The organism is Streptomyces sp. NPDC058045, assembly GCF_042885635.1.
Taxonomy (GTDB): domain Bacteria; phylum Actinomycetota; class Actinomycetes; order Streptomycetales; family Streptomycetaceae; genus Streptomyces.
Map to the genome: position 1 here is coordinate 240,621 of NZ_JBHVRR010000002.1, position 18,188 is coordinate 258,808.

Annotated in this window: 17 protein-coding genes and 2 tRNA genes; 2 read left to right on the plus strand and 17 right to left on the minus strand. The window is 72.4% G+C overall.

Going from position 1 to position 18,188, the window contains the following annotated elements; genetic code table 11:
• Nucleotides 1-91: 91 nt before the first annotated feature.
• The 12 genes from ACFVST_RS02865 to ACFVST_RS02920 all read right to left on the minus strand — a co-directional run bounded on the left by ACFVST_RS02865 (nt 92) and on the right by ACFVST_RS02920 (nt 9,918).
• Nucleotides 92-868, minus strand: a complete 777-nt coding sequence (locus ACFVST_RS02865; RefSeq protein WP_390146202.1) for a hypothetical protein — start codon at nt 866-868, stop codon at nt 92-94.
• Between the two features lie 273 nt (nt 869-1,141).
• Complete coding sequence (leuS, locus tag ACFVST_RS02870; RefSeq protein ID WP_390146204.1) at nt 1,142-4,045, minus strand: leucine--tRNA ligase; 2,904 nt, start codon at nt 4,043-4,045, stop codon at nt 1,142-1,144.
• Between the two features lie 387 nt (nt 4,046-4,432).
• Nucleotides 4,433-4,505, minus strand: a tRNA-Ala gene (locus tag ACFVST_RS02875).
• Nucleotides 4,506-4,604: 99 nt separating this feature from the next.
• The gene (locus ACFVST_RS02880) at nt 4,605-4,838 is read right to left on the minus strand and encodes a hypothetical protein (RefSeq protein WP_390146206.1); all 234 of its coding nucleotides are present in this window, start codon (nt 4,836-4,838) and stop codon (nt 4,605-4,607) included.
• A 3-nt stretch (nt 4,839-4,841) separates the two neighbouring features.
• Entirely contained in the window at nt 4,842-5,072 is a 231-nt protein-coding gene (locus tag ACFVST_RS02885) for a hypothetical protein (RefSeq protein ID WP_390146208.1), read from the minus strand.
• 327 nt (nt 5,073-5,399) lie between these two features.
• Nucleotides 5,400-5,472: transfer RNA gene (locus ACFVST_RS02890), tRNA-Ala, on the minus strand.
• A gap of 119 nt (nt 5,473-5,591) precedes the next feature.
• Nucleotides 5,592-6,236 (minus strand): histidine phosphatase family protein, encoded by a 645-nt coding sequence (locus ACFVST_RS02895; protein ID WP_390146210.1) that lies wholly within the window; start codon nt 6,234-6,236, stop codon nt 5,592-5,594.
• Nucleotides 6,233-6,691: a ribosome silencing factor gene (gene rsfS / locus ACFVST_RS02900; RefSeq protein WP_390146211.1), complete on the minus strand. Its 459-nt coding sequence runs from the start codon at nt 6,689-6,691 to the stop codon at nt 6,233-6,235. The genes ACFVST_RS02895 and rsfS overlap by 4 nt, the downstream gene beginning before the upstream one ends.
• A gap of 152 nt (nt 6,692-6,843) precedes the next feature.
• Nucleotides 6,844-8,700 carry an LCP family protein gene (locus tag ACFVST_RS02905; protein WP_390146213.1) on the minus strand — a complete coding sequence of 619 codons (1,857 nt, stop codon included), beginning with the start codon at nt 8,698-8,700 and terminating at the stop codon, nt 6,844-6,846.
• Nucleotides 8,701-8,717: 17 nt separating this feature from the next.
• A complete protein-coding gene (nadD, locus tag ACFVST_RS02910) occupies nt 8,718-9,344 on the minus strand; it encodes a nicotinate-nucleotide adenylyltransferase (RefSeq protein ID WP_390146215.1) in 627 nt (208 codons plus the stop codon).
• Nucleotides 9,345-9,412: 68 nt separating this feature from the next.
• The gene (locus ACFVST_RS02915) at nt 9,413-9,577 is read right to left on the minus strand and encodes a hypothetical protein (RefSeq protein ID WP_390146216.1); all 165 of its coding nucleotides are present in this window, start codon (nt 9,575-9,577) and stop codon (nt 9,413-9,415) included.
• Between the two features lie 77 nt (nt 9,578-9,654).
• Nucleotides 9,655-9,918, minus strand: coding sequence for a hypothetical protein (locus tag ACFVST_RS02920; RefSeq protein ID WP_390146217.1), 264 nt, complete (start codon nt 9,916-9,918; stop codon nt 9,655-9,657).
• Nucleotides 9,919-10,147: 229 nt separating this feature from the next.
• Here ACFVST_RS02920 and ACFVST_RS02925 point away from each other — a divergent pair, with 229 nt between their 5' ends.
• Nucleotides 10,148-11,281, plus strand: a complete 1,134-nt coding sequence (locus ACFVST_RS02925; RefSeq protein WP_390146219.1) for a M48 family metallopeptidase — start codon at nt 10,148-10,150, stop codon at nt 11,279-11,281.
• Between the two features lie 13 nt (nt 11,282-11,294).
• On the opposite strand, the gene ACFVST_RS02930 is transcribed toward ACFVST_RS02925, so the two are convergent.
• The 5 genes from ACFVST_RS02930 to proB all read right to left on the minus strand — a co-directional run bounded on the left by ACFVST_RS02930 (nt 11,295) and on the right by proB (nt 16,400).
• On the minus strand, nt 11,295-12,362 hold the full coding sequence (locus tag ACFVST_RS02930) for a hypothetical protein (RefSeq protein WP_390146220.1): 1,068 nt from the start codon (nt 12,360-12,362) through the stop codon (nt 11,295-11,297).
• Nucleotides 12,363-12,477: 115 nt separating this feature from the next.
• Nucleotides 12,478-13,020, minus strand: coding sequence for a hypothetical protein (locus ACFVST_RS02935; protein ID WP_390146222.1), 543 nt, complete (start codon nt 13,018-13,020; stop codon nt 12,478-12,480).
• A 97-nt stretch (nt 13,021-13,117) separates the two neighbouring features.
• Nucleotides 13,118-14,422 (minus strand): glutamate-5-semialdehyde dehydrogenase, encoded by a 1,305-nt coding sequence (locus tag ACFVST_RS02940; protein ID WP_390146224.1) that lies wholly within the window; start codon nt 14,420-14,422, stop codon nt 13,118-13,120.
• 128 nt (nt 14,423-14,550) lie between these two features.
• Nucleotides 14,551-15,024 carry a hypothetical protein gene (locus tag ACFVST_RS02945; protein WP_390146226.1) on the minus strand — a complete coding sequence of 158 codons (474 nt, stop codon included), beginning with the start codon at nt 15,022-15,024 and terminating at the stop codon, nt 14,551-14,553.
• Between the two features lie 236 nt (nt 15,025-15,260).
• Nucleotides 15,261-16,400: a glutamate 5-kinase gene (gene proB, locus ACFVST_RS02950; protein WP_390146228.1), complete on the minus strand. Its 1,140-nt coding sequence runs from the start codon at nt 16,398-16,400 to the stop codon at nt 15,261-15,263.
• Between the two features lie 264 nt (nt 16,401-16,664).
• Here proB and ACFVST_RS02955 point away from each other — a divergent pair, with 264 nt between their 5' ends.
• Nucleotides 16,665-18,143: a polysaccharide pyruvyl transferase family protein gene (locus tag ACFVST_RS02955; protein WP_390146230.1), complete on the plus strand. Its 1,479-nt coding sequence runs from the start codon at nt 16,665-16,667 to the stop codon at nt 18,141-18,143.
• Nucleotides 18,144-18,188: the final 45 nt, after the last annotated feature.

Sequence of the window (18,188 nt, forward strand, 5' to 3'; positions counted from 1 at the left end):
ACACGGAGATCTCGCAATGCCGACCCGACCAGCCACACGCTGCCCACCGGAGCAGTCACAAGTCACCGGCCCAAGTGCCGTACCGGACCGCTCAGGTGGTGTTCTCGGGGCGGGCCTTCCGCTGCCACGGGGGGACCGGGCGCGCGGTGGGCGGGGTGATGGCGGCCTGCCCGTCCCCGGCCGGAGCCGAGGACTGCCGGTCGGCGGAAGTCGGCGCTCCGGGGCGTCGGCCCGCCGTACCCCGCCCGCCCTGCGCGCCGCGTCCGCCGCCCGCGTCCCTGCTCCCCGTGCCGGGGGAAGGGCGGCCCGCTTCGGGGGCGGGCTCGTCCGTCCAGTGGCGCAGGGCGCCCGCCTCCAGGTCGATCCGGTTGCTGAGGTCGTCCAGGTCGCCCTCGACGAAGTGCTGGGCGCGGTCCCGGGCGGCCCAGCGCAGGGACTCCGCGGAGGAGGTGATCCGGCGGGTGCGCTCTTGCAGTTCGGGGAGTTGGCGGCGGAGGCGCTCACGGTCCGGGTCGCGTTCGAGGCGGCGGAGTTCGTCGTTGAGGCGGTGGCCGTGTTCGCTGAGGCGGGTGAAGAGGTCGAGGGACTCCTGAAGCGAGGGGTCGCTCTCGGCTCCGGCGTGCAGGGCGTCCTGGGTGGCGCGCATGGAGGTGCGGAGTTCGAGCCGGAGACCGGCCAGTTCGGCGGCGGGGCCGGACTGGGTGTAGGTGCGGGCGCGCAGGGTGTGGTCCTCGACGGAGCGGCGGGCCTGCTCGATGGTGCGGTCCACACCGCGCTTGGCGGCGCCGACGGCCTTCGCCGTGGCGTAGACGCCGAGGGCGAGGAAGAGCATGAACAGCACGGCCATGACGATGAGCGCGGTTGCCATGGGGCTCCTCCCGTTGTGCGGTACGCGGATGTGCGGCACGCGAACGGTTCACGGCGGGGGACCGGTCGGCTCGGCGCCGCCCTCTCCCCCGCTGCTCCGCGCTTCTCCGTGCCCCTCCACCGTAAACGCAGCAGGCAGGTTGGGGGTTCCGGTGGAACCCCCAACCTGCCCTTAGGGAATGCCCCTGACAAGCCCGCCCGGGGCCGGCGGAGACGAAGCCCGCCGGTCCTGGCAGGAACGAAGCCGCCGGTCAGGCGGGAACGGCGGCGCCGGTCAGGCGGGGACGATGTTGACCAGCTTCGGGGCGCGGACGATCACCTTGCGGATACCGGCATCGCCCAGCGCGGCCACCACCTTCTCGTCGGCCAGCGCGATCCGCTCCAGCTCCTCGTCGGTGATCGACGGCGAGACCTCCAGACGGGCCCTGACCTTGCCCTTGATCTGCACCACGCAGGTCACCGCCTCGTCCACCACATAGCCCGGGTCGGCGACCGGGAAGTCCTGGTGGACGACCGAGTCGGCGTGGCCCAGCCTGCGCCACAGCTCCTCGGCGACATGCGGGGCCAGCGGCGCGGTCAGCAGTACCAGCCGCTCCGCCACCGAGCGCGGCACCGCGCCACCGGCATAGGTCTTCACCAGGTGGTTGTTCAGTTCGGTGATCTTGGCGATGGCCGTGTTGAAGCGCAGGCCCTCCAGGTCACCGCGGACCCCGTCGATCGCCTTGTGCAGGGCGCGCAGCGTGCCGGTGTCGATGTCGGCCTCGGGGACCTCGGCGACGGCGATCTCGCCGGTCGCCTCGTCCACGATGTTGCGCCACAGGCGTTGCAGCAGGCGGAACTGGCCGACGACGGCGCGGGTGTCCCACGGGCGGGACACATCCAGCGGGCCCATCGCCATCTCGTACAGGCGCAGGGTGTCCGCGCCGTACTCGGCGCAGATCTCGTCCGGAGTGACCGCGTTCTTCAGGGACTTGCCCATCTTGCCCAGCAGCCGCGAGACCTGCTCGCCCTGGTAGAAGTACGCGCCGTCGCGCTCCTCGACCTCGGCGGCCGGGACGGCGATGCCACGGCTGTCGCGGTAGACGTAGGCCTGGATCATGCCCTGGTTGAACAGCTTGTGGAACGGTTCGGCGGAGGAGACGTGCCCCAGGTCGAACAGCACCTTGGACCAGAAGCGGGCGTACAGCAGGTGCAGTACGGCGTGCTCGGCGCCGCCCACGTACAGGTCGACGCCGCCGGTGGGCATGGACTCGCGGGGGCCCATCCAGTACTGCTCGATGGCCGGGTCGACCAGCCGCTCGCTGTTGTGCGGGTCCAGATAGCGCAGCTCGTACCAGCAGGAACCGGCCCAGTTGGGCATGGTGTTGGTCTCGCGGCGGTACTTGCGGGGGCCGGAGCCGTCGCCCAGGTCCAGGGTGACGTTCACCCAGTCCTCGTTGCGGGACAGGGGGGTCTCGGGTTGGGTGTCGGCGTCGTCCGGGTCGAAGGTGCGGGGGCTGTAGTCCTCGACCTCGGGCAGTTCCAGCGGCAGCATCGACTCGGGCAGCGGGTGGGCGACGCCGTCCTCGTCGTAGACGATGGGGAAGGGCTCGCCCCAGTAGCGCTGGCGGCTGAACAGCCAGTCGCGCAGGCGGTAGTTGACGGTGCCGCGGCCGTGACCGCTGCGTTCCAGCCATTCCGTCATCCGGGCCTTGGCGTCGGTGACGCCCAGCCCATCCAGGGTGATCCGCTCGCTCGCCGAGTTGACCAGCGCGGCCTCGTAGGAGGAGAAGGCGTCGTCCCAGGTGGCGGGGTCGGTGCCGCGGTCGTCGGAGGGCTCGACCACGCAGCGCATGGGCAGTTCGAAGGCGCGGGCGAAGGCGAAGTCGCGGCTGTCGTGGGCGGGGACGGCCATGATGGCCCCGGTGCCGTAGCCCATCAGCACATAGTCGGCGATGAAGACGGGGACCTGCTCGCCGGTGACCGGGTTGGTGGCGAAGACGCCGGTGAAGACGCCGGTCTTGTCCTTGGCCTCGGCCTGGCGCTCCACGTCGGACTTGGCGGCGGCCTGCTTGCGGTAGGCGGTGACGGCGTCGGCGGGGGTGGAGTGGCCGCCGGTCCAGGCGTCGCGGGTGCCGGCGGGCCAGGCCTCGGGGACGACCGGGTGGTCGCCGGAGACCAGCTCGTGCTCGGGCGCCAGCACCATGTAGGTGGCGCCGAACAGGGTGTCCTGCCGGGTGGTGAACACGGTCACGGCACGGTCGTCGTGGCCGGCGACGGGGAAGTCGACGCGGGCGCCCTCGGAGCGGCCGATCCAGTTGCGCTGCTGGAGCTTGATGGCCTCGGGCCAGTCCAGCGCGTCCAGGTCGGTCAGCAGCCGCTCGGCGTAGGCGGTGATCCGCATGTTCCACTGGCGCAACTTGGCCTTGAACACGGGGAAGTTGCCCCGCTCGGAGCGCCCCTCGGCGGTGACCTCCTCGTTCGCCAGGACGGTGCCCAGGCCGGGGCACCAGTTGACGGGGGCGTCGGAGGCGTAGGCCAGGCGGTACTCGCCCAGGATCTCGGCGCGTTCGGCCGCGGTCAGCGCGTCCCAGGTGCCGCCTCCGGGCACAGCGCGCTCACCGCCGGCGAACTGGGCGACCAACTGCGCGATGGGGCGCGCCTTTCCGGCGTCCTCGTCGTACCAGGAGTTGAAGATCTGCAAGAAGATCCACTGGGTCCACTTGTAGTAGTCCGGGTCGATGGTGGCGAACGACCGGCGCTTGTCGTGGCCCAGGCCCAGCCGCCTCAACTGGGCCTTCATGTTCTCCATGTTGGCTTCGGTGGAGGCGCGCGGGTGGGTGCCGGTCTGCACCGCGTACTGCTCCGCGGGCAGGCCGAAGGCGTCAAAGCCCAGGGTGTGCAGGACGTTGTGCCCGGTCATGCGCTGGAAGCGGGCGTAGACGTCGGTGGCGATGTATCCCAGGGGGTGGCCGACGTGCAGTCCCGCGCCCGAGGGGTACGGGAACATGTCCATGATGAACTTCTTGGGCCGGGCGGCGACCTCGGGATCTCCGGCCAGGTCACCGGTGGGGTTGGGCGCCTCGTAGGTGCCGTCGGCGTCCCAGAAGTCCTGCCAGCGTGCCTCGATGTCGGCGGCCATGGCGGCCGTGTAGCGGTGCGGTGCTGCCGACTCGGCAGCAGGGTTCGTCTCGCTCATGATCCTCAAAGCTCCATCGGTCGTCTCCGCCGCGGCCGGGACAGGTCCCCGGGTCCGGTGGTCCCGGGGAGTGTCCGCAAACGAAAAGACCCCTCGCACAGGAGGGGACGCCGCGCCGATTCCGACCGTTCTTCCCGTGTATTCCGGGGCAGTCGGGACTGATCAGCGCGGCCCGCTAAGCAGAAGGCGTACGGCACGCATGGCGCCAGGGTACCGCAGCCACCCTGAGACCCGCGACGCGCTTCCGCCCGGCGGCCATACAGCGAGGGCGGCCCACCGGAAAGGGGGCCGCGGGTGGCGAAGCCCCCGCCCGCGGCGAAGACGCGCACATACGACGAGGGCGACCCGATCCGCGCTTCCCGCGGATACAGATCGCCCTCGCACTCGTGGAGCTAAGGAGAATTGAACTCCTGACCTCCTGCATGCCATGCAGGCGCTCTACCAACTGAGCTATAGCCCCATTCCGCCTGGTCTCCCCGGCGGCGACGCCAACATTACACGGTCACCCCCGTGCTCCACCAAATCCTTTCCGGTGGGGCCGGGGTGGGGCCGGAGCGGGTCAGGCGGTGGCGAAGGAGTAGAAGCGTTTGAGGGTGCAGTGCTCGTCGAGAAGGCGTCCGTAGATGGGTTCGCCCTCCAACTCGCGGTAGGTCTCGATGGGGTCGCCTTTTATGATCAGCGCCCGCGCGCACTCCTCGCACCAGTACTGGTACTCGGAGTTGACCGGCTCCATGTCGCGGACGATGGGGGTGCCCCGGCGGCACCAGTCGCACTTCCGTCTGTGTGCGCCCATGGCTCAGCTCCAGGTGTGGCCGCAGGCCGTGCACACGTAGGAGACGCCGCCGTTGTCACCCAGCATCTGCGCCACATGGCCGGAGCCGCAGGACGGGCAGCTCAGGGTGGTCTCGCGCGGGGTGCGGGGTGTGCCGGGGACGGGCGGTTCGGCGGCGGGTGGGCGGGGGGCGGTTGTCGGTCTGTGCAGCACGTCGGGGAGGTGCCCGTCCTCCGCGATGATGCTGTCCGGCATCGTCTCTCCCTCCCGCCGGGCCTTCCGGTGCCTGGACTCGGCCCCCGACCGGTCGTCCGATTCTGCCATGGCCGCGCGTCCGGGGCAGCGGCGCCGACGTTCCCTTCCCGCCATCCGCGATCCTCGGGCGACGGACACCGGGACCGGGCGTCCGGAAGCCGAACTCCCGCCCGGCACCCGCGACTTGGGCAGCGCCCGGATCTGACGGCGCGCCACCGGAAAGGGGGGCCGCGGGTGGCGAAGCCCTCGCCCGCGGCGAAGCCGCGCACATACGACGAGGGCGACCCGACCCGCGCTTCCCGCGGATACAGATCGCCCTCGCACTCGTGGAGCTAAGGAGAATTGAACTCCTGACCTCCTGCATGCCATGCAGGCGCTCTACCAACTGAGCTATAGCCCCTCGTGCCACGCGACCGGAGCCGCCTGGTGTTCCGTCCCGCTCGGCGGGGCGAACAAGAGGAACTTTAGCCTGCGCGCTGCCGGAAAGTGAAATCCTGGACGGCCGGGGATCGCTGCTGCTCAGACGTCGTCGCCGAGGACCGGTTCCGGCAGGGTGCCCGCGTTGTGTTCGAGCAGGCGCCAGCCTCGGGCGCCCTGGCCGAGGACGGACCAGCAGCAGTTGGAGAGGCCGCCGAGGCTCTCCCAGTGCCGGGCGTCGAGGCCGAGCAGCCGCCCGATGGTGGTGCGGATGGTGCCGCCGTGGCTGACCACGACGAGGGTGCCGTCCTCGGGGAGCTTCTCGGTGTGCCGCAGGACCACGGGCGCGGCCCGGTCGGCGACCTCGGACTCCAGCTCGCCGCCGCCCCGGCGGACCGGTTCGCCGCGCTTCCAGGCCGTGTACTCCTCGCCGTGCAGCGTGATGATCTCTTCGTGGGTGAGGCCCTGCCAGACTCCGGCGTAGGTCTCCCGCAGGGCCTCGTCGTGGGTGATGTGCAGGCCGGTGACGGCGGCGAGTTCGGCGGCGGTGGCGGCGGCCCGGCCCAGGTCGGAGGCGATGATCGCGTCCGGTTTCAGGGAGGCGAGCAGCCGGGCGGCGCGTCGGGCCTGGCCGAGTCCGGCCTCGGTGAGCGGGATGTCGGTGGAGCCCTGGAAGCGGCGCTCCAGATTCCAGAGGGTCTGCCCGTGGCGCCAGAGGATGATGCGACGGCCGCGGTGGCCGTTCAACGCAGCTCTCCGCCCAGCTCGCGCAGGTCCCCGGCCTCCTCTGCGGCCTGCCGGCGCTGCTCGTGCTCGGCGCTCTTGCCGCGGGTCGCCAGGGCGTCGGCGGGCAGCTCCAGCTCGGGGCAGTCCTTCCAGAGGCGCTCCAGCGCGTAGAAGACGCGCTCCTCGCTGTGCTGGACGTGGACCACGATGTCGACGTAGTCGAGCAGGACCCAGCGGGCCTCGCGGTCGCCCTCGCGGCGTACCGGCTTGACGCCGAGGTCCTTGGTCAGCCGCTCCTCGATCTCGTCGACGATGGACTTGACCTGCCGGTCGTTGGGGGCGGAGGCCAGCAGGAAGGCGTCGGTGATGGAGAGTACGTCGCTGACGTCGTAGGCGATGATGTCGTGCGCGAGCCGGTCGGCGGCGGCCTGGGCGGCGGCGTTGACGAGCTCGATGGAACGGTCCGTTGCGGTCACTGGGCGGCTTTCGGTCGGAAGGGGCGGGCGCGCGGCCGAGCGGCGGCCGCGCGGATGGTGCCTCCCAGGGTCTCACGGACCGCCGACGGCCCCGGACGGGTTTTCCACCGGTGCGCCCGCCCCGGCTCCGGGGCGGGCGCGCGGCTGCCGTACTACTGTCCGCCGCCGCGGTGGAAGTCCTGGCCGAGGACGACGGTGACATCGGCGTTGGACGGGACCTCGCCCTTGCGGACGGACCGGGTGGGCAGGCCGAGGGTCTTGGCGACCTCCGCCGCGTCCTCCTTGTGCCCGGCGTCGGCGTAGCGGACCTCGGAGGCGGCGCGGGGCGCGTCGGCGGATCCGCCCTTCACATAGCTGTAGCCGCCGTTGAGGAGTTCGACCCGGGCGTCGTTCGGGGCGGTCTTGGTGCCGGCGGCGTTCTGGACGGAGACGCGGAGGGCGGAGCCCTTCTCGGGTGCCTTGAGGGTGCCGCCGAGGAGGTCCTTGACGACGCTGTCGGTGGCCTGCCGGCTGAGGGTGCCGCCGGGTTGCACGGGCAGCATCGCGGTCTTGTAGTCGCCGCCCTTGGCGAGGTCGGAGAGCTTGGCCAGGAAGGCGCCCAAGTCCTTCTCGGTGAGCGGCGGTTCGAGGATCTGGGCGAGGGACTGCACGGTGACGGTGGCGCCGTGCGCGTCGGAGGGCATCTTGCGCAGGACGGCCTGCATCACCTGCCCGAAACGGGCGAGTTGGGCGTTGGGGGACTCGCCCCGGGCCCGGTAGGTGGCGTAGGCGACGGCCATCCGGCCGCTGAGGGTCTGCTCCTTGCCCTTCTTCACCAGGGCCGATCCGCCCTTCTTCTTGGCGGCCGGGTCGGGTACGTCGGTGTCGGTGTCGACGTCGACGTTGCCGAGGAGCTGGACCAGGTTCTCCAGGAAGGGGGTGTCGAGGCGCCAGGTGCCCTGGATGTCGGTGCCGAGGAGGGTGTCCAGGGACTGCCGGGTGCCGGAGGTGCCGTCGTCGGCGACGGACTTGCCGAGGGTGGTGTCGCCGCCGTCGTCGTCGGTGAGGGAGAGGGAGTTGGGCAGCAGTACGGTGCTGCCCTTCTTGGTGGTGGTGTTGTCGACCAGGAGGGCGGTGGAGGTGCCGCCGCGGGTGTTGTGCAGATGGACGACGATCACGTCGCGGTTCTGCGGTCCGGTGGCCTCCGCGGAGCCGGCGCCGCCGCCCTGGCCGAGGCCGGGGAGCTTGCCGGTGTACCAGAGGTAGCCGGCGCCGCCGGTGAGGCAGAGGGCGAGGACGACCACCATGGCGATCAGGCGGCTGCGGCCGCGGCGGCGGGCCTCCTCGCGGCGCTCGGTGCGGCTCTCGGTGAACTGGAGCCAGTCGATGACGTCCTCGGAGTCCTCGTCGGGCTCCTCCACGAAGGCGAACTGCTCGGTGCGGTAGCCGGGTTCACCTCCGTCACCGGGGACGGGGCTGTACTGCTGCGGTATGTGCGCGGTCTGCTCAGCGGTGGGGGGACCGCCCCCATAGGCGGCCTGCTGCCCGGTGCCGGCGGCCGGGCCGTACGGGTCGTAGGGCGCGGGGCCGGGCGGTACGGGCGGCTGCTGCCCGGTGTCGTGGCCGCCGCCGTACGGATCGCCCGGGTACCCGGAATCGGGGTAAGTGGCGTCCGGATACGGGGAGTTGGGGTGATGACCGCCCGAGTACCGCCCGGCTTGGCGGTTGTCCGGGTACTGCCCGCCCTGGTGACTGCCCTGGTATCGGTCGCCGTACGGAGGGTTCGGCTGGGGGTTCGGCGGCGGGTTCGGCTGGGGCGGGTTGCCGTAGGGGTCCTGGTGGGCGCGGGTGCCCCGGTACGGGTCGTGGCCGTACTGGTCCTGGCCGCCGTGGTGGGGGCCGTAGTCCTGCTGGGGCTGCTGCTGTCTGGGGGGTGCCTGCCGGTACACGGGCTGGCCGTACTCGTCGTAGCCGACCAGTTCGTACTGTTCGGCCGGGTACCCGCCGTATCCGTCGTATCGGTCGTTCACAGGGTGCCCCTCCCGGCTCAGATGCCGCGGTACAGGTTGCGCTTTGCGATGTAGCGCACGACACCGTCCGGCACCAGATACCAGACCGGTTCGCCCGCAGCTACCCTCGCCCGGCAGTCCGTGGACGAGATGGCGAGGGCCGGGACTTCGACCAGTGAGACGCCGCCCTCGGGAAGACCCGGGTCGGCGAGCGGGTGGCCGGGGCGGGTGACGCCGATGAAGTGGGCGAGGCCGAAGAGTTCGTCGGTGTCGCGCCAGGTCAGGATCTGGCCGAGGGCGTCGGCGCCGGTGATGAAGAAGAGGTCGGTGTCCGGATTGAGCGCTTTGAGGTCGCGCAGGGTGTCCGTGGTGTAGGTGGGTCCGCCGCGGTCGATGTCGATACGGCTGACGGAGAACTGCGGGTTCTCCACGGTGGCGACGACCGTCATCAGATAGCGGTCCTCGGCCGGGGAGACCTCCTTGTGGCTCTTCTGCCAGGGCTGCCCGGTGGGGACGAACACCACCTCGTCGAGCGCGAAAAGCGAGGCCACCTCACTGGCCGCCACCAGGTGCCCGTGGTGGATCGGGTCGAACGTTCCGCCCATCACGCCGAGACGGCGCCTGCCCGTGTGCACCGGGCCGGTAGGCATGTCCTGCTCTCCCATGCGTGCAGACCCTACCGGCCCGGCGCGGCGCCCTGGGCGGGCAGGGCCCGCGGGATCCGGGAGCGGGCTCAGCGGTCGCGGTTGAAACGGGTGGTGATCCACAGCAGCAGAAGCAGGGCGAACAGGGCGCCGCCGCCGGTGAGGTAGGGGCTCAGGCTTTCGTGGTTGCCGCCGCCCTCGGTGCCTTCGGAGGCGAGAGTGGCGAGCTGGGCAGCGGTGCTGTGGAGGCTCATCGTCGGCAGGACCTATCCGGTGGTGGGGTCGGGCGGAGGATTTTCCGGCCCATCGTATGCGGGGGCCCTGCGGCGGTTCACCCCGACTCGGTTGTCGTGCCCCGGCGTTCGGCCTCGGCGCCGTCGGCTTCGCGGGCGCCGGAGGCAGGGTCGGAGGCGGGGCCCGCGGCGGGATCCGCGTCACCGTCGCCGCGGTAGCCGCGCAGCAGGAACCAGGCGAGCAGTGCGGCGCCGACGATCGCCACCACCAGCACGGTGCGCAGCAGGGTGCCCGCGCCGTGCTCCTGGGCCGCCGGTGCGGAGCCGGCCAGAACGGCGGTGGCCGCGATGAGTGGCGCCATGGGGTGCTCCTCGGACTTCGTTCGTCCCGCCGGCCGCGGGGGCGCCGACCGGTCGGGCTGCCGGGCAACGGTAACTCCGCGCGGGGGTCGCCCTGTGAGTCGGGGGCGCCGGGACTCGGGGACCGTGCCGGATTCACCGGGCACCGCCTAGGCTGGACGGTGCCCGAGGGGTCCGGATACCGGCCGGGCCTCGTACCGGGGCGGAGCTGCGAGAGGTGCGGGGGGCGTCATGAGCGAGTCCGACGGCGGTAAGAGCGAGTTCGACGGTAGGAGCGAGGGCACGGAACGGGTGCCGGGGCGGCGGCGTACGCGCTTCCCGGGTATCTCCTCGCGGGCGTACGAGCATCCGGCGGACCGTTCGGCGCTGGTGGCGCTGCGGCGGCTGAGCGGGTTCGACACGGTCTTCAAGGCGCTGAGCGGTCTGCTGCCGGAGCGCAGTCTGCGGCTGCTCTTCCTCTCGGACTCGGTGCGCGTCTCGGACCAGCAGTTCCCGCATCTGCACGAGATGCTGCGGGACGCCTGCCACATCCTGGACCTGGAGCGGGTCCCGCCGATGTATGTGAACCAGGACCCGCAGCCGAACGCGATGTGCATCGGCCTGGACGAGCCGATCATCGTGGTCACCACGGGCCTGGTGGAGCTGCTCGACGAGGAGGAGATGCGGGCGGTCATCGGCCACGAGACCGGCCACGCGCTGTCCGGGCACGCGGTCTACCGCACCATCCTGCTGTTCCTGACGAGTCTGGCGACGCGGGTGGCGTGGATCCCGCTGGGCAATATGGCGGTGCTGGCGATCGTGACGGCGCTGCGGGAGTGGTTCCGCAAGTCGGAGCTGTCCGCGGACCGGGCGGGGCTGCTGGCCGGGCAGGACCTCCAGGCGTCGATGCGGGGCCTGATGAAGCTCGCGGGCGGCAACCATCTGCACGAGATGAACGTGGACGCCTTCCTGGAGCAGGCCGACGAGTACGAGGCCGCCGGCGATCTGCGGGACTCCGTGCTGAAGATCCTCAACGTGCTGCCGCGTACGCATCCGTTCGCCACGGTGCGCGCCGCCGAGCTGCGGAAGTGGGGCACCTCGCGGGAGTTCCAGCGGATCATGGAGGGCCACTACCCGCGGCGCGACGAGGACAAGGAGACACCGGTCGGCGAGTCCTTCCGGCAGTCCGCCGCGGCGTACGCGAGCGATGTGCGCAGCTCCAAGGACCCGCTGATGAAGCTGGTGTCGGATCTGGCGGGCGGCGCGGGCGATCTGGGCGGCAAGGTCCGGGACCGCTTCACCGGGGGCCGCGGGCGCCCCGGGCCGGACGACGGCCCCGAGGACGCACCCGGCGGGCGCGGGGAGCCGGGGCCGGAAGCGGGCTGAGCACACCCGGCGCTCAGTCGCCGGGGACGGCGGGCTGGGCGCGGAGGGCGAGGGAGCCGCACAGCTCGGCGGCGCCGCCGGTCGCGTACGGGTCGGTGGCGGTGGAGGGGCCGCCGGGCTTGGCCTTCTCCCCGGCGAGCAGCGGCCGGAGGGCGTCCGCCGAGTCCACCGAGCAGGACAGCGGGCCCGCCTGCACGGTGGCGGAGACCAACTCGGCCCGGTGCAGCCGCAGATCGTCCGGGTCGAAGCGGAAGACCATCTCGCGCCGCACCGTGAGCAGGGACACCCGGCCCTCGCCGTGGGCGGGCCGCAGCGCGTAGACGAAGGTGTGGTCGGAGGAGACCTCCAGGAGCCGGGTCCGGGTCTCGCGGAGGCGGATGGTGCCGCGGACGCGGATGCCGTCCCCGGTGAGGACGGCGGTGGCCCGGTCTACGCGGGTGAGCCAGCCGGTGGGGGCGTGCCGTCCGTCGGCGGCCGGGTGCCGGAAGCTGTGGTCGAACTGGGTGTGCTGCTGCGGGTCGATCAGCGCCCGTACCGGCTGCACCGTGGTGCCGCCGACGACCTGCGAGTCCAGGGAGGACTCGTAGAGGTAGTCCTTGGTGATGGTGGCGGCGGCGGTGACCTGGCTGTCGGTGAAGTGGTCGGTGCGGTGGCGGGCGGGCGGGGTGATGCCGGCGGCGCCGGAGGCGAAGCGGGCGGCGGGGCTGCGGCGGTAGAGGTCGGCGGCCCGGTCGGCGCCGGGCACCGCTCGGGGCGGGGCCAGGGGTATGACCGTCATCCGCAGCGGCTCCACGCGGTCCGCGAGCGGCGGCTGGTAGGGGCGGTTGACGCCCATGTAGACGGCGGTGCCGAAGGCCGCGGCGATCAGCACCACCAGGATCAGGGCCTGCCAGGAGAAGCCGCGGCGCGGGCTGCGGGGCCGGACCGCGGGCGCGTGGTCGGTGACCCGCTCCTGCGCGGAGGACTCCTGGAGGTGGGCGGCACGGACGAACGACTCGTCGAACACCACTGGTCCGTATTCGTCCTCACCTCCGCCGGACGCGCCCTCGGGGCCGTCCGGCGGGTCCCCTGGCCCACCCATGCCTTCAGGGTAGGTGCCCTTGCCGCCGGGTGAACGCGCGGTGTCCGCCAAATCGCGCTCCGGCGCCCGCGTCGGGTAGGGGCCGGGCCGGGGCCGAACGGGAGCCGCTCCGGGGTCAGTTCACGCCGGGGGCGGCGGAGACCGGCGGGCGGGTGGGGTCGGCGGCGGGCGGTGAACCGGGGCTGGTGCGTTCCACCTCGGTGCTGGCGGGCGGTGGGACCTGGTCCTGTCGGCCGCCGGAGGAGGCGCCGCGGTAGACGGCGGCGAAGGCGAGGGCGACCATGCCGACGCCCATCACCAGCGCCAGCAGCCAGGCCACCGGCCGGTGCCAGCGGGAGGGCCCGCCGTGCCCGTACCCCTCGGGCAGCAGGTCGTCCTCGTCGTAGGCGCCGTCCAGGGGCCGGCCGTCGGGGCCGAGCGGTGGGTACGGGTCGTCTTCGAGGCCGCTGCCGTGGGAGCGGGAGCGGTGCGCCTCGGCCTCGGCGCGGGCCTCCGCCGCGGCGAGCAGCCGCTCGACGGCGCTGGGCTCATGGAAGGCGGCGGCCCGTACGAAGTCCTCGTCGAAGACCACGGTGGCGAACTCCTCGTCCGCCATCCCGTGGTCGTCATCGGGCTCCCGGCCGTCCGCAGACGGCGTGCCCCCCACGTCCTCCGGCACGGGACCCAGAGTAGACCTGACGGGTCATTCTGGACAGACGGTCCGCCCATCCTCCCGACTGGCGAGACGGCGGCCGGACCACGGGCGGGCCGTCCGGTCAGCCGCGGATGTGGCCGTCGCCGGTGACGATGTACTTGGTGCTGGTCAGCTCGGTGAGGCCCATGGGGCCGCGGGCGTGCAGCTTCTGGGTGGAGATGCCGATCTCCGCGCCGAAGCCGAACTGGCCGCCGTCGGTGAAGCGGGTGGAGGCGTTGACGGCGACGGTGGTGGAGTCGACCAGGCGGGTGAAGCGGCGGGCGGCCTGCTGCGAGGTGGTGACGATGGCCTCGGTGTGGCCGGACGACCAGAGCCGGATGTGCTCGACGGCCTTGTCCAGGGAGTCGACCACGGCGGCGGCGATGTCGTAGGAGAGGTACTCGGTCTCCCAGTCCTCCGCGGTGGCCTCGACGACGGTGGCCTTCGCCCCCTGGGCGAGGTCGAGGATGCGCCGGTCGCCGTGGACGGTGACGCCGGCCTCGGCGAGGGCGTCCAGGGCGCGCGGTACGAAGGCGTCCGCGATGTCGCGGTGGACGAGGAGGGTCTCGGCGGCGTTGCAGACGCTGGGCCGCTGCGCCTTGGAGTTGAGGAGGATGGCCACGGCGGTGTCGAGGTCGGCCTCGGCGTCCACATAGACATGGCAGTTGCCGGTGCCGGTCTCGATGACGGGGACGGTGGACTCCTCTACGACGGCGCGGATCAGAGCGGCGCCGCCGCGCGGGATGAGCACGTCGACCAGGCCGCGGGCGCGCATCAGATCGCGCACCGGCTCCCTGCCCTCCCCCGGCACCGCCTGCACGGCGTCCGCGGGCAGCCCGGCGCCTCCGACGGCGTCCCGCAGCACCCGTACCAGTGCCGTGTTGGACTCCAGCGCGGAGGAGGAGCCGCGGAGCAGGACGGCGTTGCCGGACTTGAGGCAGAGGGCGGCGGCGTCCACGGTGACGTTGGGCCGGGCCTCGTAGATGATGCCGACGACGCCGAGGGGGACGCGGACCTGCCGGAGGTCGATGCCGTTGGGCAGGGTGGAGCCGCGGACGACCTCGCCGACCGGGTCGGGCAGCGCGGCCACGTCGCGGACGTCGGAGGCGATGGCGCGGATCCGCTCGGGGGTGAGGGTGAGCCGGTCGATGATGGCGTCCGGGGTGCCGGCCTGCCGCGCCCTGGCGATGTCGAGCTGGTTGGCCTCGACGATCTCGCCGGTGCGGACCTCCAGCGCGTCCGCGACGGCGAGCAGTACGTCGTCCTTGGTGGCGCGGGGCAGCGGGGCGATCTCCGCGGCGGCGGCCTGCGACCGGTAGGCGGCCTGCGCGACGGGCGACATCTTGGCGTAGGGCGAGCCGGGGGTGGTGTCGGAGAGCGGCGTCATGCCGGGAAGGGTAGTCCGCGGCCCGGAGCGCGTCCGGCCACGTCCCACACCGCGAGACGGCCTGGCCGGCGGGCGGGCGCGGTCCGCCGGGGCCGGTCAGTGCCGGTCGACGCCGGTCAGAACGCCGGTCAGAAAGGGCGGACGCCGAGCGGGCCGACGGGGGCCGCGGGTCCGGCCGGGCCGGGCACCGGGGCCTCGCTGAGCCGCTGGTGGTAGGTGTCCCGGTCGATGACCTCCAGGCCGACGGTCTCCCAGGGCGGGAGCCGGGCGCTGCGCCGGTGCTCGCCCCAGAGCCGCAGCGCCACGGCGGCCGCGTCGTGCAGGTCGCGGGCCTCTTCCCAGTAGCGGATCTCGGCGTGGTCGGCGGCGTAGCGGCTGGTGAGGAGGAAGGGGTGGTCGCGGGCGAGCTGTTCCAGGCCGCGGCGGACCTCGTCGAGGGGGCTGCTGCGGCCGGCGACGCTCAGCGTCACATGCCACAGCCGGGGCGCCTCGGTGGGACCGGTGGTGCCGGGTGCGGCGGCGGGCGCGAGGTCGGTGGGGACGGCGCGCAGGGGCGGACCGCCCTCACGTCGGGATGCCGGCCTCGGGCGTACACGTGTCACTGCTGCCTCCTTCGCACCACGTGGTCCGTCGGCGCCCCGCGGGCGCCGGCGCCTTGTGACGGGTACTTCAGCAAGTGGAGCAGCCCGCGGCCCGCCGTGGGGCGGTTTTACGGAAGGTGCACTGGTTTACGGACGGTGCGCCGGCGCCGACCGGAGTCCGAGGCTCCGCACGGAGTCGGCCGCCCGGAACCCGACTCCCGTTCCCCGTACGGGAGTTGGGGTTCCGCCCCGGCTGCTCACTGCTCCAGCACCACCAGGTCGTCGCGGTGGATCACCTCGCGCTCGTAGGCGGGGCCGAGCTCGCGGGCGAGTTCGCGGGTGGAGCGGCCGAGGAGCTGCGGGAGTTCCTTGGCGTCGAAGGAGACCAGGCCGCGGGCGACGGCGCGGCCCTCGGTGTCGCGCAGTTCGACCGGGTCACCGGCGGCGAACTCGCCCTCCACGGAGGCGATTCCGGCGGGCAGCAGCGATTTGCGGCCCTCGACCACGGCCCGTACCGCGCCCTCGTCCAGGGTGAGGGCGCCCTGTGGGGTGGAGGCGTGCTGGAGCCAGAGGAGGCGGTGGGCGCTGCGGCGTCCGGTGGGGTGGAAGTAGGTGCCGGTGTCGCGTCCGGCGAGGGCGTCGGCGGCGCGGCTGGCGGAGGTGAGGACGACGGGGATGCCGGCGGCGGCGGCGATCCGGGCGGCCTCCACCTTGGTGACCATACCGCCGGTGCCGACGCCCGCCCGGCCCGCGCTGCCGATGTCCACCCGGTCGAGGTCGGCGGGGCTGTGGACCTCGGTGATGCGGCTGGTGCCGGGGCGTGCCGGGTCCCCGTCGTAGACGCCGTCCACGTCGGAGAGGAGGACCAGGAGGTCGGCGCGGACGAGGTGGGCGACGAGGGCGGCGAGGCGGTCGTTGTCGCCGAAGCGGATCTCGTCGGTGGCGACGGTGTCGTTCTCGTTGACGATCGGCAGGGCGCCCATGGCGAGGAGCTTGTCCAGGGTGCGGGAGGCGTTGCGGTGGTGGGCGCGGCGGCTGGTGTCGTCGGTGGTGAGCAGGACCTGGCCGACGCGGGTGCCGTAGCGGGCGAAGGAGGCGGTGTACCGGGCGACGAGGAGGCCCTGGCCGACGCTGGCGGCGGCCTGCTGCCGGGCGAGGTCGGTGGGGCGGCGGCGCAGGCCGAGAGGGGCGAGGCCGGCGGCGATGGCGCCGGAGGAGACCAGGACGATCTCGCGCTCGCCCTTTCCGCGCCCGGCGGCGAGGACGTCCACGAGGGCGTCGACCCGGTCGGCGTCGAGGCCGCCCTCGGCGGTGGTGAGGGAGGAGGAGCCGACCTTGACCACGACGCGGCGGGCCTCGGCGACCTCGGCACGCGGCGCCCGCTGACCCGCCGTCATCAACCGATCTGACCGCTTTGCGTCACTTTCCGCGGGCACGAACGTCTCCAATTCTGTGCTGGATACAACCCATCGACCTCTCCCGTCGTCAGCAATCTACGGGAGGACCACTACGGACCGCCGCCGCGTTTCAGTCGGTGGACCGAACCGGGGGAAAGGCGTCGAAAGGGGGTGGCCCACCGCGCCCGTGGGCCTGCGGTGACCGCGTGGAGCCATGGTGACCACCGGTAGAAGTTGAAGATTAAGTAAAGCTAAGGTTGTGACATGACAACGAGGGGACCGGGCGCGAAGCGCGTCCTCCTGCGCTCAGGCAAGAGCCCGTTCACCGCACTCTCGGTGGAGGACGCGCTGCACAGGGACGTCATCGCCACCAACGCCGGGAACCTGATTTTCAGCGACGCCTCGCACAAGATCCTCACCGTGCCCGGCACCGAGGTCGTCTCCAACGGCATCCGGTCCCGGCTGGCCCAGGCGGAACGCATCAACGAGGAGTACGACGCCTTCGTCATCCCCCTCGCCAACGCCTTCCGCCCCTCCTTCGAGGCCTCCCTGAAGCGGCTCACCCGGCTCATCGGCCGACTGCGGATACCGGTGGTGGTGCTCGGGGTGGGCGCCCAGACCGGGGTGGGCTACAACCCGGCGCGGCTGGCCCGAATAGAGCCCTCCGTAAGGGAGTTCGTGTCCGCGGTGCTCGACCGCAGCGCCACCATCGGGGTGCGCGGCGAGTTCACCGAGCGGTATCTGAAGGACATGGGCTTCCGCGATGTCGAGGTCATCGGCTGCCCCTCGCTCTTCATGAACGGCGACGCCCTGCGCATCGACCACGGCGGCGAGCTGGACCGGGACGCGCGGATCGCCGTCAACGGCTCGCACAGCGCCTTCAAGAGCAGCGCCCTGCCCGACATCGTCCGGGCCACCTACGCGCGTTACCCCGACCTCACCTTCATCGGGCAGAACATCGGCGAGGCCAGACAGCTCCACTGGCGGGACATGTCCGACCCGAACAGCGCCCTCGGCTCCATCCCGACCCACCCCGACCACCCCCTCTACCGGGACGGCCGGGTCCGCGTCTACCTCGACCCGGCGACCTGGATCGGTGAACTGGGCTCCTACGACTTCTCGTTCGGCTCCCGCATCCACGGCAATATCGCCGCCCTGCTCGCCGGAGTGCCCGCCACCGTCCTCTGCGGCGACTCCCGCACCCTGGAGCTGGCCCGCTACTTCGAGATCCCGCACCGCAAACTCTCCGCCGCCACCGCGGAACTCGACCCGGCGGAGCTGTACGAGCAGGCCGACTTCGGCGCGTTCAACCGCAACCACAAGGAGCGCTTCGACCGCTTCACCGGCTTCCTGGACCGCAACGGGCTGCACAACACCTTCACCCACGGCGACTCGGGCGCCGCCTACGAGGAGCGCATGGCCGGGCTCACACTGCCGCCCGCGGTGCGCCCCTGGACCGAGACCGAGGTGGGCGGCGTCAGCGAACGCATCAACCACCTCCAGTCCCGGCTGGAAGAGCTGACCGCCCGCAACGACCAGCTCGAACAGCGCCTGGCCAAGGCCGTGAAGGCGGCCAGGGCGGCCCGGCCGGCCGCCGTGGTGCGGGTGCCCGCCCGGGTCGCGGAGACCGATGTCTACCGCAAGGCCCGCCGGGTCGTCGGCCGGCAGTTGCGCCGCGCCCTGCAACCCCGGCCCGCGGGCGCCCCGGTGAGGCCGCTGCGCGAGCGCTTCTCCGAGAACTGAGCATTCCGGGCCCAACAGGCCCATACCTCACACCCGGACCCCGCG